Here is an 18,128-nt window from a genome sequence, read left to right as displayed (position 1 = left end):
ATGAAAAAGACGAAGGGTATTTATGAATCCGAAATTAGTAAAGCAATTACACAATGAGAAAAGGATTTTTAAGGCAGAGGCTCTTTATCTGTAAAAACGGACATCTTCGTGACATGGTTATTGTAAATTTACAGGGGATTTTGACGCCTGCGGAATATCGCGTATGTAAAACCAATGAGGGCTTGTTAAATATAAAGCGCACACGTTCAGAACTTGTAGAATCTGGAGAAAAAGATTTAAATCAAATTATTTTTGATATTACAGGTATTCAAGTCATAAGTTTTCATAGTGATTTAAGTACGGTTACTGGTGAAAGAGTGATTATCTTTAAGTTAGAGAGTCACTTTGAAAAAGTTTTACATTAGTAATGTGTAAAACTACAGTGCTATCATTCATTGATAGTACTGTTTTTACTTTAAATGGAGATAATCATAGAAAAAGATAAATAATCGATAGCCTATGCCCATTAAATTAGGAATCATAACCATCGTGGCTAGAAGTTTATCAGATTTAAAAGCAATGATACATAAAATAATAGGACTTAAATAAAGTATAAATAACCATATTAATAAAGTGTCAAAATCTGGATGTAGAGGAATAAAGAAGCGGACAAATGTTATAAGAAGCGCTATATAGATGAGTATTTTGTTATTAATCAAACATACGCCCCCTAAATTTAAGATTTATTAGTAATGATAAAACACATTATACATTATTGTATATGTAATAAGTATGAAATTTTAATGATTTTAATTATAGAAAAATAAGTTGATTTTTATATAGGTCTGAAAAGACCAATTTGAGTAGTTTAGTGTAAAATAAGAAACAAATGTTATCAATTAATTTAAAACACTAGCAAAAGTCTATCATTGAGAATAAATTATAGTAGTTGAACGAAATATAGAATTAGGTGTTGGTATGAATTTTAAAACAATAAGTTCTGTAAAAGTGACAGTTTCATTATTTACTATCATGTTCGTTATATTTGGTGTGACCATGTATAGTGTGATATCACAGCAATATTATTTGAAACGATTAGATATGATGATGATGAATTGGTTTGCACAGCAATTTGGAGATCCATTGAGAAAATATGGCAACGGATTTGGTAATGATTATATGAATTTTTGTGCAACGTTTGATGATGTTAAATCTATAGTTATCATTACCATATTGTTATCTGTTATAGTGTTGTTATTAAAAAAATGTCATCAAGCGATTTGGATTATTTTGGTTATCACAACAGGCACATGGCTAAACTATTTAATTAAGCAAACGGTTCAAATACCTAGGCCATACAGTCACTTAGTTATTGATTCGGGATGGTCGTTTCCAAGCGGACATTCAAACGCGAGTACATTATTCTTTTTAATCACTATATTAATGATTGTCCCAATGTTGAGAAGAAGGACTATTCAATCTATTGTGGTCATTATTGTTAGTGTGTTTTGGATGAGTGTTTTATTTAGTAGAATCTACTTTCACGGCCCACTATTTTTCTGATGTTGTGGGTGGTGTGAGCTTGGCTTGTTTATGGGTTTCATTATTTATTATGACTTATCCCTTAGTTACTTTTAGGCAACGGAATCATAGATCAGTTAAACCCAAAGATTAAATCTTATTAATGTCACAATCTCTATGTTAAAGTTAATTATTCAATTAGGAGTGGAATTAGGAAATGAAGATTAAATCACCTCAGTCTATTTATCTAAAAGGTCATCGCTACCGAGCAATTTTATTATTGCACTCATTTACCGGTACTGTGCGAGATGTTAAACATCTAGCCACGTTACTTAATGAAGAAGGATTTACGTGTTACGTACCTAATTATCCAGGTCATGGATTACCGCTAAGTAAATTTACTCAGTATGATATTAATGATTGGTGGAATGAAGTGATTAACGCGTATCATTTTCTGGAAAATGAAGGTTATCAAACCATCAGCGCAACTGGAGTTTCATTAGGTGGATTATTTACTCTAAGACTTGCAGAGCGATTTAAATTAGATCGTATTGCTGTGATGTCTGCCCCTGACAAAAAGCGAGAAAGTGAGATAGCCTGGAGACTTGAAAGATATGGTCAGAGAATGAATCAAATTTTAAGTTTAGATGAAGGTGAACGATGTCAACAAATGGATACGATTCTACATTATAATAATGAGATTGAAATCTTTCAGCGTGTGATAGATGAAATAATGATTAATCTGAAACAAATTACATCGACTGCAAGTATATTATATGGTGAAAAAGATGATGAATTATATGCAGAAAGCGCACAATATATTTATAATCATATTAACAGCGACGATAAGTTATTAGAATCATTTGCACAAAGCGGTCATCTCATGACACATGGGGAAGGTGTAGAAAAAGTAGAACAAGCAATTATTCAATTTTTTAAGCGATAAATAGTATATATAAAGCAAGGAGTTTAATGATATGAAACGAACTTTTTTAGTAACTTATACAACTGTTTCTGGTCAAACATATACTGAATTTAAAACATTTGAAAATGGTCCTGAGTACGATACTTGTGTAAGTCGAATAATAGATGAATTCGATGAACTACCATACTTATTTATTAAAAAGGATGTTATTCATTATATTAATGTTGATCATATTGAAAGTTTAGACATAGAAGAAGTAAGTGAAGGTCAAAATATAGTTTATGATTTTGATTAAACTCAAACAAAAATGAATTGAATCTTAAAATTAGTTTAAATCTAATTATTCTGACAATCTATAGGTACATTGCACATAAAATAAACTCATGATAAAGTGAAATTTGAGTATTCAAACACTTTAGCGCTTTAAAGGGAGTTGGTATTTTGAGTAACCATTCACATTGGAAGACATCTACTGGTTTTATCCTAGCTAGCGCAGGTTCTGCTATTGGATTAGGGGCAATGTGGAAATTTCCATATATGGCTGGGATATATGGCGGTGGTGCATTTTTATTCATGTTTTTAATTTTCACCATCTTTGTAGGCCTTCCACTACTTATTATGGAATTTACTGTTGGTAAGATGGGACATACGTATACGACTCAAATATATAAAAAATTAACTGAAAAAAAGTGGCTTAATATCATCGGTTGGAATGGTAACTTAGCAGTATTTATATTGTTTGGTTTCTATAGTGTCATCGGTGGCTGGATTATCATTTATATAGGCAATGTGATTATACAGGCACTTTCGTTAAAATCAGTATCTTTAATAGATATCAAATTCGAAGAAATTATTAGTAATCCTTGGCTAACAGTAATAGGACAAGGTGTTTTTATATTTTTAACAATGATTATTGTGATGCTTGGTGTGGAAAAAGGTTTAGAAAAAGCTTCTAAAATTATGATGCCTTTATTATTTGTCTTTTTGATTATTATAGTAGCTAAATCTTTAACTTTAGACGGTGCGGTAGACGGTATTCGTTATATACTGCAACCAAGAGTAGATGATATATCTGTAGAAGGCGTATTATTTGCTTTAGGACAATCATTCTTCACTTTATCACTAGGGACAACTGGTATGATTACGTACGCAAGTTATGCTCCAAAAGAAATGACAATTAAATCATCAGCATTTTCAATTGTAGTGATGAACATTTTAATTTCTATTTTAGCAGGCTTAGCCATATTCCCTGCTCTAAAAACATTTGGGTACCACCCCCAAGAAGGACCGGGACTATTATTTAAAGTGCTTCCTTTAGTGTTTAATCAAATGCATTTTGGTGCTATCTTTTATTTTATATTTTTATTGTTATTCTTATTTGCTGCATTAACGTCTTCTATCTCTTTATTAGAGTTAAATGTGTCAAACTTTTCTAAGAATGATAATAGTAAACGAAAAAAAGTGGCAGTTATAGGAAGTATATTTGTATTTATTATTAGCATTCCATCTACTTTATCTTTTAGTAGTCTACGTGAAGTAATATTTGGCGCAGGTACAATTTTTGATAACATGGATTTCATTGTATCTAATATACTTATGCCATTGGGAGCTTTAGGTACGACATTGGTAGTTGGCCAATTGTTAGATAAAACGTTGTTGAAAGAGAACTTTGGTAAAGACAAATTCAAATTATTTTTACCATGGTATTACTTAATTAAGTTTGTGATGCCAATCATTATTGTTTTAGTCTTTATAGTGCAATTAATATAAAAAAAGCAAAATATAATAAGATGCTTTGCTTAAGTAGTGTGCGTGGGTGTGAGACAGAATTTGAATTGAATTCGTTGTCCTATCCCGATAAGTTGAGTTCCGAACTATAGTTGAAAAAAGCTTAATATAAGCGCATTTTCAATTTAGTCATCAACTACCAATACATAGAAATGCTTGAGACATTGATTGATGTCTCAGGTTTTTTGCGTAAATAAATCCTTTAAGTTTGATTTTTTTACTAAAATAGTGTTTCCAAATATGCTTTATGAAGTTTCAGTAGTTTAATAAAATCATTTAACATTATTTCTTCACTTAATTCGATATTTTTATCTAAAATAAAGTTTGCTAACTTCTCATTTTCTGCAGTTTTATCATAAAACGTTTGAGCACGTTGAACGATATTATCTTAACTATAAATAATTAGCGCTCTTCCATATGGCAAATCTTTTTTTACTACGTTGATAAGCTGGCTCCAATAAACTTGTCACTTTGGTCCCGTCTTTATAATTAAAAGCAGCTTCCAAATCATTTAAGACTCTGATCTAAACGTTTTTTTCAGGTTGATTATCGGGTCTATATTCGTCTTTTAAGTAATTTTTCCAGTCTTTTAAATGAGTTTCAACTTTATATTGTATGGCTTTGCCGTCTTGAGATTGTCTATCATTGGTTTTGATCTTATTAATGATTTCTTCAATCTCTTTAAAAGATACTAAATCCTCTCTCTTAATATTACTTTTATCAAATTTTGAATAACGGTCACTTTCAATCATATGAAAGCCCCCATGATATTTAAACGTTTCGGTTTTTATCAATACTATCCCATATGGATCAAATTGTATCTAAGATTTACTAAGTTTAGCCCGCTATAAGAATTTTCGTTGTTAAAAAGTATTTTGTATATTTTCAAGTATGACATTATGCTTTTGTAGTTCATTCATTAATTTTTGAGACATTGTAGAATTTTTAATTGTCACATTATTAAATTCACAATTTTTGAATTTTATGTTTTCAAATGAAGAAGTTTCAATATCAACATTTTTAAAATTTATATTTTTAAATACTATATCTTTCAATTTAATATCACGAATAAGATTACTATCGAATAAAATATCTTGAAATACGAGATTATTAAGAACTGATTGGTTAAAGGATGTATTAACAAAAGTAGAATCTTTAAACTGATTTTTATAAAAGTTTACATTTTCAAAAATACAGTTGTTAAACCCACAAGTTGTAAATTTACTGTTGCAAATCGCTTTAATATTTTTAAAAATGCCTTCGTTAAAATTACAGTTTTTAAAACGACTTTTATTCACTTCTAATTCGTCATACATAGAACTTTTAAAATTGGAAGATGTATAACGGAGATTCTTATAATTTTCTTTAGTGAAAACTGATAAGGATAAGTCTTGTTTCGCCATAATAAATAATCTCCTTTAGTATATAATGTCGTATTGCTTGATTATTATTAATAACATAATACAAATATATACAATTAGTAATATTCACATTTATGATAACATGTTAAACATTTATTCTCATACAAGTTTAGTTATTTTGAAATTGCAAAAATTATTTAACTGAAAATAGTATATGACAAGCTAATGTTAAATGAATTGAACATCGTAAAATTGCAAAGAGAAGTTCTTTAAGTTACAATTCATATCGGTTAAGTAGTATTTATATAACTGACAAAGATAGAAAGTGGGTTGAGTTCAGATAATACTGGGAATGTTGGCTGAACGAAATAAAAATGATTGTATTTGATTTAATAGGGCAAACACCTCTCGTGTTATTAGAGAGTTTTAGTGATGAACGAGTTCAAATATACGCCAAACTCGAACAATTTAATCCCGGAGGTAGCGTTAAAGATCGTTTGGGAAAATATTTAATTGAAAAAGCTATTAAAGACGGGCGCCTCAAAAAAGGAGGTACAATTGTTGAGGCATCAGCCGGAAATACTGGTACTGGTATTGGACTAGCAATTGCTGCAAACCGCTATAAAGTGAAGTGTGTCATATTTGCACCTAAAGGTTTTGCTGAGGAAAAAATTTCTCAATGAAAGCGTTGGGAGCGGATGTAAGACGTACCCAGAAATCAGAGGGAATGATAGGTGCGCAAGGAGAAGCCAAAACATACGCAAAAAAGTACAATGCGTTATATATGAATCAGTTTGGCTCAGAAGATAATCCTAATGCTTACACACATACACTTGCTCAATCATTAACAGAGAAACTTAACCACATAGATTATTTTGTTGCAGGGGTAGGATCTGGAGGAACTTTTACCGGTGTGGCACAACATTTGAAAGATTATCAAGTTAAGAATTATATTGTAGAGCCAGAAGGTTCAGTCTTGAATGGTGGACCAAGTCATGCTCATGATACGGAGGGCATTGGTTCTGAGAAATGGCCTTCATTTTTAAATAAAAAATTAGTAGATGGAATTTTTACAATGAAAGATCAAGACGCTTTTAATAACGTCAAACTTCTCGCAAATAAAGAAGGGTTTTTAGTAGGAAGTTCTTCAGGGGCTGCATTGCAAGGTGCTCTAGAGTTGAAAAAACAAGTTCAGCAAGGTGTGATTGTAACCATATTCCCAGATGGCAGTGATCGCTACATGTCTAAACAAATATTTAATTATAAGGAGAGTAATGATTATGAATAAAAAAACGAAATGATTCATGGGGGTCTTATGACTGATGACTTTACTGGAGCAGTGACTACACCTATATATCAAACAAGTACATATTTACAAGATGATATTGGAGACTTGAGACAAAGATATGAGTATTCTCGTACAGCAAATCCAAAGCGTGCTTCATTAGAAAGTGTGATTGCTAACTTAGAACATGGTTTTGCGTTTGGTTCAGGCATGGCGGCAATCAGTGCAGTAATTATGCTTTTAGATGAAGGAGACCATTTAATTCTTAACTCTGACGTGTATGGGGGTACATATCGTGCATTAACTAAAGCATTTACACGTTTTGGCATCGATGTGGACTTTGTTGATACGACACATATTGAAAAGTATATTAGACTTGAAACTAAAATGTTATATATTGAGACACCTTCAAATCCATTATTGCGCGTAACTGATATAAAGACGTCTGCTGAACTTGCTCACAAACACGGTTTGATTTCAGTTGTGGATAATACATTTATGACACCTTACTATCAAAATCCTCTAGATTTTGGTATCGATATCGTATTACATTCGGCCACGAAATTTATTGGGAGGGCATAGTGATGCTGTTGCCGGATTAGTGGCAACTGCTATTGATGATTTAGGAGCACAGCTTGCATTTATTTCAAATTCAACAGGTGGCGTACTTGGACCTCAAGACAGCTATTTATTAATCAGAGGTATTAAAACGCTAGGTCTTAGAATGGAGCAAATAAACTGAAACGTTGAAGGTATCGTCCAAATGTTACAAAAGCAGCCTAAAGTTAAACAAGTATTCCATCCTAGTATTAAGGAACATATGAATCATACTATCCATCAAAATCAAGCAATTGAGCATACAGGGGTAGTCTCTTTTGAAGTTAAAGATACAGAAGCGGCTAAACAAGTGATTCACGCAACAAAATACTTTCTCTGGCAGAGAGTTTAGGGGCAGTAGAAAGTCTAATATCTGTACCGGCACTCATGACGCATGCGTCTATCCCATCAGATGTAAGAGCCAAGGAAGGTATTACGGATGGTCTCATTCGTTTATCTATTGGTATTGAAGACACAGAAGACTTAGTGAATGATTTAGAACAAGCCCTAAATACCTTGAAGTAATATCATTTCGTTAGAGATTAAGATGATGAAATAAAACGTTTTGCGTCTTAATCTCTTGTTTTATATTTACTTTGGAATTGTGTATTTAACAGAATTTTTGAGATAAGTAACTATTTGTAGAATATAATTTTTCGGAATATTAATTAATTTTAGAAAAATCAAAAAGCGTGTTGACGGTGCGACGTCAATTCAATATAATTCAAATATTCAGATAATTGTAATCGGAAATTGGAGGGAGAGATTAGGTGATTGAATTTAAAAATGTTAATAAAGTTTTTCACAAAAAAGAGAAACTATTCAAGCTTTAAAAAATGTATCATTTAAGATTGACCAACATGATATTTTTGGTGTGATTGGCTATAGTGGTGCTGGTAAAAGTACATTAGTTCGGTTAGGCAGTCAACTTGAGAAAGTATCTGATGGTCAAGTTATTGTTGATGGTCATGAGATTGATACATATAAAGAGAAAGATTTGCGTCATATTAAAAAAGATATCGGTATGATTTTTCAACATTTCAATTTGCTTAATTCTAAATCAGTCTATAAAAATGTTGCGATACCGCTTATTTTAAGTAAGACAAATAAGAAAGAAATTAAGGAAAAAGTTGACGAAATGCTAGAATTTGTAGGGCTTGCTGATAAAAAAGATCAATTTCCAGATGAATTATCAGGTGGACAAAAACAACGTGTGGCCATCGCAAGAGCATTAGTGACGCATCCTAAAATATGATTGTGTGATGAAGCGACAAGTGCACTGGATCTAGCTACTACAAGCTCAATTTTAAATTTATTAAGCAATGTGAATTGAACATTTGGTGTGACGATTATGATGATTACGCATGAAATGAGTGTAATTCAAAAAATCTGTCATCGTGTAGCTGTTATGGAAAATGGTGAAGTGATAGAAATGGGGACAGTTAAAGATGTCTTTAGTCATCCACAAACATCCACTGCAAAAAATTTTGTGTCGACGGTGATTAACACTGAGCCTTCAAAAGAGTTATGTGCATCTTTTAACTCGAGAAAGGATTCAAACTTCACAAATTATAAACTGTTTTTAGACTCCGAACAAATTCAATTACCAATATTGAATGAGCTTATCAACAAGCATCATCTTAACGTCAACATATTATTTCTTCTATGCCAGAAATTCAAGATGAAACAGTTTGTTATTTGTGGTTGAGATTTGAGCATGATGAGTCTTTTAATGATTTTAAACTTACAGATTACCTTTCAGAACGACATATTCGGTATGAGGAGGTTACATAAATATGTTTGGTTCAAGTTTAGATTCTTCTCAATTATTACAGGCTCTATATGAAACATTGTATATGGTGACAGTATCACTTGTTATCGGTGCTTTAATTGGAATACCTCTTGGCATCTTATTAGTGGTAACTAGAAAAAGTGGTATATGGCCGAATACAATATTGCATCAAGTATTAAATCCTATCATTAATATTTTAAGATCAATTCCGTTCATTATTTTATTAATAGACATAGTGCCTTTTACTAAATTGCTGGTAGGCACATCTATCGGCACAACAGCAGCCATTGTACCACTCACGGTTTATGTAGCACCTTATATCGCACGTTTAGTAGAAAACTCTTTACTGGAAGTTGATGACGGGATTATTGAGGCAGCTAAAGCAATGGGTGCATCACCTCTTCAAATTATGCGTTATTTTTTATTACCGGAAGCACTAGGTTCATTAATTCTAGCTATAACTACAGCTATTATTGGTCTCATAGGTAGTACAGCAATGGCGGGTGCTGTTGGTGGTGGTATAGGCGATTTGACTTTAGTTTATGGTTATCAACGGTTCGATACAATAGTCATTGTGATTACAGTCATTGTACTTATTATTATTGTTCAAATTATACAAACGTTAGGTAATTTTATCGCTAGAGTCATCCGTAGAAATTAAAATGCTAGTAAGTGTTTTATAATTGTTTAGAGGGAACTCATTTATGAAAAAGATTTTAAGTTTTTTAATCGTTGCAATTTTAGTTTTAGCAGCGTGTGGTGGTAATAATGGTAAAAAGGTAACCATAGGTGTTGCATCCAACGACACCAAGGCTTGGGAAAAAGTTAAAGAATTAGCTAAAAAAGATGATATTGATTTAGAAATCAAGCACTTTTCAGATTACAATGTTCCAAACAAAGCGCTTAGTGACGGTGATATCGATTTAAATGCCTTCCAACACTTTGCTTTTTTAGATCAATATAAAAAAGCTCATAAAGGTGCCAATATTGAAGCACTTAGCACTACTGTATTAGCCCCTTTAGGTATTTATTCAGATAAAGTTAAGGACATTAAAGATGTTAAAAAAGGAGCACAAGTTGCTATTCCGAATGATGTATCTAACCAAGCTCGAGCACTTAAGTTATTAGAATCTGCAGGTTTAATTAAGCTTAAGAAGAACTTTGGATTAAACGGAACAACAAAAGATATTGAAAGTAATCCTAAAGATTTAAAAATTAAAGCTGTCGATGCACAACAAACAGCGCGTGCACTTTCTGATGTGGATATATAGTTATCAATAACGGTGTTGCTACCAAAGCAGGAAAAGATGCTAAAAAGGATCCAATTTATTTGGAAGAAGCAAGTTCAGATGCAGTAAAACCATATATTAATATTGGGGCTGTCAATTCTAAAGACAAAGATAATAAAACATACAAAAAAATTATAGAACTTTATCATTCAAAAGAAGTTCAAAAAGCATTAAAAGAAGATACTAAAGACGTAGAGAAAGCTATAAATTTATCTGAAAAAGAGATTAAAGAAATTGAAAAAGATTTAGCCGAATTAGCCGAAAAATAAAATCATTTTGCAATGGCGTCTCATAACATGTAGAATTCAATTTTTCATATTATGAGATTTTTTTGTAGTTTGAACAGAGTAGATACCAATCATAGGTGTAGATAGTTTTTAATTATGAAGACTTTTTAAATAGAGAGATAATTGTATTTGAAGTGTAATCAAGGTAAGTTGAACGATATTTTAAGAATTTGTAATAAAAAAGATATTGTAATAATGATGAATTTGTATAGTCGTAAATATATTTGAGTGTAATCCTATTATTTATAAATGATAATTTTTGTAATCAGAATGTCATCAAACACACACATCGTGTTCATAATTAAGTAGTATAATATTAATGAGTTATAAATATTCGGGGAATAAAAAAGTAAAGTAGAGGAGGATTTCAAGTGCAAAAAAAATACATAACTGCTCTTATTGGAACAACTGCAATTAGCGCATTAGCATCAACTCATGCACAAGCTGCTACAACACATACAGTGAAAAGTGGAGAATCAGTTTGGTCAATTTCTCACAAATATGGAATTTCTATTACTAAATTAAAGTCACTGAATGGATTGACTTCGAACTTAATTTTCCCTAATCAAGTTCTTAAAGTATCGGGGTCGTCATCTAAATCTTCAAAGGCGACATCATCTAAAGGTGGCTCCGTTTATACTGTTAAAGCTGGAGATTCATTATCAGCTATAGCTGCGAAGTATGGAACAACATATCAAAAAATTATGCAGTTAAATGGACTTGATAATTTCTTTATTTATCCTGGCCAAAAACTAAAAGTTCCAGGTAAAGGTGGTTCTGGTAGTTCATCAGCTAGTAATTCTAGTTCAAATGGTGGTTATTACACACCAGTATTTTGCCATCAAAACTTATATACTTGGGGACAATGTACTTGGCACGTATTTAATAGACGTTCTGAAATAGGTAAAGGTATCAGTACTTACTGGTGGAATGCGAATAATTGGGATAATGCATCAGTAGCAGATGGTTACACAATTGACTACAGACCAACTGTAGGTTCGATAGCACAAACTGACGCTGGTTACTATGGTCACGTTGCATTTGTTGAGCGTATCAACAGTAACGGTAGTATTTTAGTTTCAGAAATGAACTGGAGTGCAGCTCCAGGATATGTTACTTATAGAACAATCCCGGCGTACCAAGTTTATAATTATAAATATATTCACTAAATGACTAACATTTATGTTATAAAAGAAATATTTTATTTCTAGAATGATTTAGAATATAAGCCCATTAATGCTTTGTTATCAATTCATTAATGGGCTATTTTGATATCTGAAGAGGAAATTTTTTTACTTTGATAATAGTGTTTTTGATGGAAATAATTTATATTAATTTTAATTCTTCAAGTAATTGCTTATAGTTGTTTACAGCTGCTGAGTATTTTAATTTATCCTGATTTTTTACTTCTTTAATTGGGTTTTCTACAATATCAATCATATGTTAAGATAAGCTATCTATATTATTTTCTTCTATTAAGTAACCATTTTCTCCATTTTTAATAATTTCACTGGGACTATAGGGAATGTTGTATGACAGTGCAGGACATCCCATTTCAATACTTTCTATAATTGTTAAGCCGAAACCTTCATATTTACTTGTTAATAGAGAAGCTTTAGAAGTTTTAAATTCTGTAAGTGGATTTTTAGTATAATCTAAAATTTTAACTTTATCATGAAGTTTTGAAATCAGTGATTTGATTAGTGTCAATTGTTGATCTTCATCTCTTCCGAACAAGTGTAATTATGTTTGATGACCACTTTGCAAGAATTGTCGATATGCTTTAATTAAATGATCAATTTGTTTTTCAGCACTAAAACGTCCTATATAAATAAAACGGTCTTTTTTCTTATGTGTTTCTGTATGAATATCGTCAGCAATTTCTATAAAATGAGGAATTAATTTGAAACGCTGGTCTTCTATAGGATAAACTCTTTGAATATCACGTTCTTGCTGTTCAGTTAGAACTATATAATTTATATACGCCTTTAGAATGTTCTAAAGTGAATTTATAAGATTTTTTAATGTGTTACTTGATAAATGGGAACTGTGAAATACAAATATATTTTTGGTTTGATGTGTTTGTTTCAAAAGAGGACGATCTAGAAATCTAGCATCACAAAATACAACATCATTATCTTTGAACTTGGCTTGGAAATAAAATTGTGCTAATGCTTTATCATTTTCAAAGGTCTTATATATTTTTGTGTTTTTATATAATTCAATTCGATTTATCTTGTTTTTATCGTTGTTTTGAAAGTATCGTTTGCAATACATTGTACCTATTGTATCGAATAGTTTATCGCTATATTTAAGCTTAGAATTATCAAAATAATAGATTTTTCTATGAAGTTGCCCGTATAAATTATATTCGTGACGTTCATATTTTAATCCTGTAGTGGTAGAAATAAAGACCTCATGTTTAAGAACATCGGATGTGCCATAGTATTTTCGAAATCGTACATAGTTTTCTCCGCTATAGTAACGATAATACTACCATTTCTTTCTTCTTTATGCGTGAAATCTTTGATATTTCTTTGAATTTTAACGTATTTTGGATTTCTTGTAATAAATGTTTTAGGAGTTTTAAAAAGTTTGAAACCGGATAACCATTCGTACATATTTTCAGTCACTTTATTTTCTTTTAAAAAATGTTTGTAAATACTGGGGTGATTACCATTGTAGTTTGTAGTGAGAATTTTACTCGCTATTCCAAATTCTTCATCAATAAGTTTTATACGCCTAAGTAGAGCTTGAGTTCTTCCACCATGTGATAGTGGAAGTGTTGATGTAATTGTATAAATCATTGCAATTATAATGTGTGATTATTTTAAAAATTGTTAATTACACATGATAAAGATTTTTTAAAAAATTGGTCTTATACAATAAGACCAATGTAAAATTCAACTTTATTAATGATAATCGTATTCATTTTTGACTTTTCTAAAACTTGTAAACAAGCGTAACCCGTTAATTGCAAACCGAGCCTAAATCACTTAATTTACGTAATTTAGACGGCGATTTAATTGAAACGTAAAAATCAATAGCAGTACCAACTGCACTTAAACCTAGTGACAAATAGACCAATTGCTTATTTTTAGCATCGTGTCGAATACCGTTATATCCATCCAAAATAAATCCTGCAACGTTAAATAAATTAGTTAAGTGTGAAGCGCTAGATTGTTTTGCCATAAAAATCCCCTCCAGTAGTTAACGTACATAATTAAAATTATATAAGTTTAATGCGTGGCTAAATTTTGATTTTCAAAATTAGTTACAATTGAGTTAAACCACTGCATAATTTAATTTATGGTAACATAATACTAAATATAAAAAGTTTTTTGAAGTGTTTAAGAAAGAGATAGGGAAGGATTAGCAATGATTAAATGTGTATGTTTGGTTGAAGAAAAGGATAATAAGTTGTTACTAGTTCAAGTTCGTCATAGAAATAAATATTATTTCCCAGGCGGTAAAATTGATGAAAGTGAAAGCTATGTCGTAGCTTTACAAAGAGAACTTAAAGAAGAATTACAATTGGATTTAACTACGCATGAACTGGAATTTATAGGAACAGTCGTAGGTGAAGCATATCCACAACATGATACATTAACTGAACTTAACGGTTATAGAACGACTAGGTTTATTGACTGGTCTCAAATTCATACAGATAATGAAATTACAGATATACAATGGTTTGATATTGAAGATACTACTTATATAGCACCTGCAGTGATAACTTGGATAGATAATTTTTTGAAAGAGGAGTAACAAAAGTAAAGGCATGTTTTTAAAAGCGTATGAACCTCATTTATATCCATTCGTAGAAGCTATACAGATTTCTCCTAATGATTCAATATTTACAAAGACACCGATAGATAACATTATATCTGCACAACATGATAAAGAACGTCATCCTATCTTAGTCATGGAAAATGGTTCGTGTGTAGCTTTTTTTACTTTACACGAAGGTAATGGGCCTAAAGACTATGCGAATAATCGCAATGCAGTTTTCTTTAGATCTTTTAGTGTTGATTGTCGATATAGAGGCCGTGGAATTGGTAAGAAAACTATTCAAATATTACCTAAATACGTTAAAAAGAACTTTCCAGAGGTAAATGAAATCACGCTTGCAGTTAATACTGATAATTTAAAGGCGATTCATTTGTATTGTCAAGCTGGTTATATTCATACATATGATAGTTTATTAGTCGGCAGACCTGTTCATATCATGAAATATTATTTATAAAGTCAAATATCCCATCACTATTAAACACAATAGCAGTGGGATATTTTTAATGCTTTTGTGTAGTAGAGGAGCTTTTATAGTTCGTACGTTTAATCATAAATGCTGTAATCCAAGCAGTAATCGGGATACTTATGGTTACAGCGATTCCTCCAAGAAGAATAGAAACGAATTCTTGTGTGAATATCTTAGAGTTAATGATGTGTCCAAAGGAATAATGCAATTTAAAGAACCAAAAGAATAACGTCAATTGACCACCAAAATAGGCTAAATAAATTGTGTTAGCAGAGGTTGCTAGAATCTCTCTCCCCACGCGCATACCTGATTGAAATAGTTGATGTTGATTTAAATTTGGATTAGTTTCATTTAATTCGTACATGGGTGAACTAATGGTAATAGCTAAATCAATAACAGCGGCTATGACTGCTAAAACAATTGTAAATACCATAAATTGCACCATATCAATTCCAATATTCATCGAGTAGACGTATGTTTCATCTTGTTGTTCTGTGGCGAATCCTTGAAGGTGACCTAGTTTTATTGAAAAGAAAATCAATAATATTAAAATTAGAGTTGTTACAATAGTGCCAATAAAAGCTGCCTGCGTTTTTACATTATAACTATTTAAAACGAATAAATTAATTGCTGCTATGACAATGCAAAAGAAAAATGTAACTAAATAAATAGGTGTACCAAAAATAATTAAGAGGATACTTATAATAAGAATGATGAAGTTTAAAAATAATGTAAAGAAAGATATGAGTCCTTTCTTACCTCCGAAAATCATCATTAAAATAAGTAGTAAGAGTCCTAGGATAGTAATGACACTCATTGTTTAACACCTCGCAATTTAAACCAAATTTCCATCAATGCAATGGTTATAGGTATAGTTAAGACAATGCCAATACCACCAGTTATTGCTCTAGCAACTTCTAATGACCAGTTCATTGAAATTGTGTAAGTAATTGTATTGGTATTTTTTAAGTAAATCAGAAACATTGGTAAGCTACCGGATAAATAAGAAAAGAGTAAAATATTCGTCATTGTACCCATGATATCTTGTCCAATATTACGACCAGCGAGTGCCCAGCGTCTCATTGAAATAGTGGGTGTACGTTGAAGAATTTCATACATACCACTTGCAATTGTAATAGCTACGTCCATAACTGCACCTAATGTTCCTATTAAGACGGAAGCTAGAAATACGTCTTTAGGTGGGAGTGTTAGGAATGTCATAGTTTCATATTTTATACCATTACCACCTGTCAATTTAATAATTATATGAGTGATACTCACGCATAAGAAAGTACCTATGAGTGCACTTATTATGGTAACGAGTGTTCTCATATGCCAACCCGTGACAAGTAATAGTGTGAGTGAAGTTGCGAAAATAATTGCGCCTGTCATTAATAAGAAAAGGTTGGTTTGACCGTGTTGATTGTGTATATATATTGTGCCTATTACGGCAATAGTATTTACAATCAGTGACAGTATAGACTGAAGACCTACTTTTCTTCCAACAATTAGGATAGTCAGTAGAAAAACTCCTGTAATTGCAACAACTAAACTATCACGTTTTTTCTCTATAATATTTGCATCACTAGTTTTTTTAGAAATATGTAATAAAACTTTATCATTTTTTGAGAATGATTCTGAATCTACTTGTGATTTCATATATTGGTGGTCAATCGTGGTTGTTTGCCCTTTAAATTTGCCATTTAGAATCTTTAGAGTTAGCTTCTCCTTGTATTTTATGTCTTTGTTATGTTGTTTATCTGTAACCTTTTCGGAATGAACATGATTGACTTGAGTGATTTGACCGATTGGCATATTATAAAATTTATCATTAAAAAATGTAAATATAAAAGCAGTCAAAAATAAACAGCCAAAAGTAATCAACATCCAAGAGAAAGGATTTTTAAAAAAAGTTTTGAATTGCATTTTAAAACCTCAATTCTCAATTTATTCAATTAAATTGATATAGTGATTATACGACCATTATTTATTGATTACAAAAATTTATAAAGAATGTTAATTGAAATTTTAGTATTGATAGCTGATAGGTAAGAATCAAATAATAAATCATTTAACCATTAGTATGGTGTTGTTTTGTTCATTAATTTGTAAATCAAGTTCCATGCTAATTTAATGTCCGTTTTTTTATTATCAAACCGTGTGACTGCGCATATTGTACGCTTTAGTTCTGTATGTATGAGTGGAATGTCTACCCATTCATTATTGTCATTTAAATTGATGTTTTGAGAACAAATCACAAAACTTTTATTTTGACGTAAGACATATTGTGCTAGTTGTTTGTTTGATAGGAAGTGTACTTTAGACTTTGTCGCTACCTTCAATTTGTTTTTGATGCTTTTGGCAAACGGTGTGAGGCAATATAAAGGTTCAGTTTCAAATTGAGACAGTAAGGGATGAATTGACATAAGCGATAGGATGATCTTTAGGTACATATATATGATAATTTTCTTCAAATAAAGGCATCATTTGCAGTTGTGATTCAGTTGTGATTTCCTCAGTCAATTCGGTTATTCCTATGTCTAACACACCTGTAATTAAGTCTTCCATCATTGTCTTATAGCACATCAATTGTGGAGTCATAATACTAGTACTTTGTTGTTCAAAAGATTGAATGAGCGGTAACATCATTTGTGATACGTCACTTTCCTCATAACCCACATAAATTGTACGTCGGTCAGTAGAAGATTGCTGTTGAAAAGATTGAACAGTCTTATCGATTTGATCTAATATTTGAGTAGCTTGAGAGAGTAACTGCTTACCTTCTGTAGTTAAGATAATATTTCGTCCACTTCTTTTAAAAAGTATGACATTTAATTCCTTTTCAAGTTGATTAATTTGTCGACTAATGGCAGATTGAGCTATATTCAACTCTAGTACAGCATCTGAAATATGTTCACGACGTGCGACCTTTACAAAATATTTAAGTTGCTTTATATCCATAATGTAAACCCCTCCTAAACTCCATATTAAAATTCTGTAAACAAAACTAATATAGCAATACTCTGCTAAATCATTCTAATTATTAGATAGGTTTAATCTAATTTATATATTGAACAGATAAATA

Annotated in this window: 12 protein-coding genes and 9 pseudogenes; 13 read left to right on the top strand and 8 right to left on the bottom strand. The window is 31.1% G+C overall.

The window, feature by feature from the left end:
• A pseudogene (locus DYE57_RS11025) lies at nt 1-365 on the top strand (Na-translocating system protein MpsC family protein).
• A 45-nt stretch (nt 366-410) separates the two neighbouring features.
• Here the strand turns inward: DYE57_RS11025 and DYE57_RS11020 are convergent.
• Nucleotides 411-659, bottom strand: a complete 249-nt coding sequence (locus DYE57_RS11020; RefSeq protein WP_115314027.1) for a hypothetical protein — start codon at nt 657-659, stop codon at nt 411-413.
• Nucleotides 660-918: 259 nt separating this feature from the next.
• On the opposite strand from DYE57_RS11020, the pseudogene DYE57_RS11015 reads away from it, so the two are divergent.
• The 4 genes and pseudogenes from DYE57_RS11015 to DYE57_RS11000 all read left to right on the top strand — a co-directional run bounded on the left by DYE57_RS11015 (nt 919) and on the right by DYE57_RS11000 (nt 4,156).
• Nucleotides 919-1,615: pseudogene (locus tag DYE57_RS11015) on the top strand (phosphatase PAP2 family protein).
• A gap of 63 nt (nt 1,616-1,678) precedes the next feature.
• Entirely contained in the window at nt 1,679-2,407 is a 729-nt protein-coding gene (locus tag DYE57_RS11010; RefSeq protein ID WP_115314026.1) for an alpha/beta hydrolase, read from the top strand.
• 31 nt (nt 2,408-2,438) lie between these two features.
• Entirely contained in the window at nt 2,439-2,681 is a 243-nt protein-coding gene (locus tag DYE57_RS11005) for a hypothetical protein (RefSeq protein ID WP_115314025.1), read from the top strand.
• A 146-nt stretch (nt 2,682-2,827) separates the two neighbouring features.
• Nucleotides 2,828-4,156, top strand: coding sequence for a sodium-dependent transporter (locus DYE57_RS11000; RefSeq protein ID WP_115314024.1), 1,329 nt, complete (start codon nt 2,828-2,830; stop codon nt 4,154-4,156).
• 542 nt (nt 4,157-4,698) lie between these two features.
• Here the strand turns inward: DYE57_RS11000 and DYE57_RS12525 are convergent.
• Nucleotides 4,699-4,926, bottom strand: a complete 228-nt coding sequence (locus tag DYE57_RS12525; RefSeq protein WP_232619753.1) for a hypothetical protein — start codon at nt 4,924-4,926, stop codon at nt 4,699-4,701.
• A 111-nt stretch (nt 4,927-5,037) separates the two neighbouring features.
• Entirely contained in the window at nt 5,038-5,577 is a 540-nt protein-coding gene (locus DYE57_RS10990; protein ID WP_115314023.1) for a pentapeptide repeat-containing protein, read from the bottom strand.
• A gap of 332 nt (nt 5,578-5,909) precedes the next feature.
• On the opposite strand from DYE57_RS10990, the pseudogene DYE57_RS10985 reads away from it, so the two are divergent.
• The 6 genes and pseudogenes from DYE57_RS10985 (at nt 5,910) to DYE57_RS10960 (ending at nt 11,954) form a co-directional block, all read left to right on the top strand.
• Nucleotides 5,910-6,823, top strand: a pseudogene (locus DYE57_RS10985) (PLP-dependent cysteine synthase family protein).
• Nucleotides 6,816-7,942: pseudogene (locus DYE57_RS10980) on the top strand (trans-sulfuration enzyme family protein). The pseudogenes DYE57_RS10985 and DYE57_RS10980 overlap by 8 nt, the downstream one beginning before the upstream one ends.
• 245 nt (nt 7,943-8,187) lie before the next feature.
• Nucleotides 8,188-9,211: pseudogene (locus DYE57_RS10975) on the top strand (methionine ABC transporter ATP-binding protein).
• 2 nt (nt 9,212-9,213) lie between these two features.
• Nucleotides 9,214-9,870: a methionine ABC transporter permease gene (locus tag DYE57_RS10970; protein ID WP_115314022.1), complete on the top strand. Its 657-nt coding sequence runs from the start codon at nt 9,214-9,216 to the stop codon at nt 9,868-9,870.
• Between the two features lie 43 nt (nt 9,871-9,913).
• Nucleotides 9,914-10,767: pseudogene (gene gmpC / locus DYE57_RS10965) on the top strand (dipeptide ABC transporter glycylmethionine-binding lipoprotein).
• Between the two features lie 389 nt (nt 10,768-11,156).
• Nucleotides 11,157-11,954 carry a LysM peptidoglycan-binding domain-containing protein gene (locus DYE57_RS10960; RefSeq protein ID WP_115314021.1) on the top strand — a complete coding sequence of 266 codons (798 nt, stop codon included), beginning with the start codon at nt 11,157-11,159 and terminating at the stop codon, nt 11,952-11,954.
• Nucleotides 11,955-12,111: 157 nt separating this feature from the next.
• On the opposite strand, the pseudogene DYE57_RS12755 reads toward DYE57_RS10960, so the two are convergent.
• Nucleotides 12,112-13,592 (bottom strand): annotated as a pseudogene (locus DYE57_RS12755) (glycosyltransferase).
• 105 nt (nt 13,593-13,697) lie between these two features.
• Nucleotides 13,698-13,977, bottom strand: a pseudogene (locus DYE57_RS10950) (hypothetical protein).
• Nucleotides 13,978-14,163: 186 nt separating this feature from the next.
• Between DYE57_RS10950 and DYE57_RS10945 the strand changes: the two are divergent.
• Both DYE57_RS10945 and DYE57_RS10940 read left to right on the top strand, forming a co-directional pair.
• Complete coding sequence (locus tag DYE57_RS10945) at nt 14,164-14,553, top strand: NUDIX hydrolase (protein ID WP_115314020.1); 390 nt, start codon at nt 14,164-14,166, stop codon at nt 14,551-14,553.
• 13 nt (nt 14,554-14,566) lie between these two features.
• Nucleotides 14,567-15,031 (top strand): GNAT family N-acetyltransferase, encoded by a 465-nt coding sequence (locus DYE57_RS10940; RefSeq protein WP_115314019.1) that lies wholly within the window; start codon nt 14,567-14,569, stop codon nt 15,029-15,031.
• A gap of 46 nt (nt 15,032-15,077) precedes the next feature.
• On the opposite strand, the gene DYE57_RS10935 is transcribed toward DYE57_RS10940, so the two are convergent.
• The 3 genes and pseudogenes from DYE57_RS10935 to gltC all read right to left on the bottom strand — a co-directional run bounded on the left by DYE57_RS10935 (nt 15,078) and on the right by gltC (nt 18,004).
• Nucleotides 15,078-15,860 (bottom strand): YibE/F family protein, encoded by a 783-nt coding sequence (locus tag DYE57_RS10935; RefSeq protein WP_115314018.1) that lies wholly within the window; start codon nt 15,858-15,860, stop codon nt 15,078-15,080.
• A complete protein-coding gene (locus tag DYE57_RS10930; RefSeq protein ID WP_115314017.1) occupies nt 15,857-16,969 on the bottom strand; it encodes a YibE/F family protein in 1,113 nt (370 codons plus the stop codon). The genes DYE57_RS10935 and DYE57_RS10930 overlap by 4 nt, the downstream gene beginning before the upstream one ends.
• Nucleotides 16,970-17,121: 152 nt before the next feature.
• Nucleotides 17,122-18,004 (bottom strand): annotated as a pseudogene (gene gltC, locus DYE57_RS12635) (glutamate biosynthesis transcriptional regulator GltC).
• Nucleotides 18,005-18,128: the final 124 nt, after the last annotated feature.

Source organism: Staphylococcus saccharolyticus (assembly GCF_900458815.1).
Taxonomy (GTDB): Bacteria; Bacillota; Bacilli; order Staphylococcales; family Staphylococcaceae; genus Staphylococcus; species Staphylococcus saccharolyticus.
The sequence above is the reverse complement of the archived record's forward strand: the minus strand, read 5'-3'. Positions and strand labels throughout refer to the sequence as shown.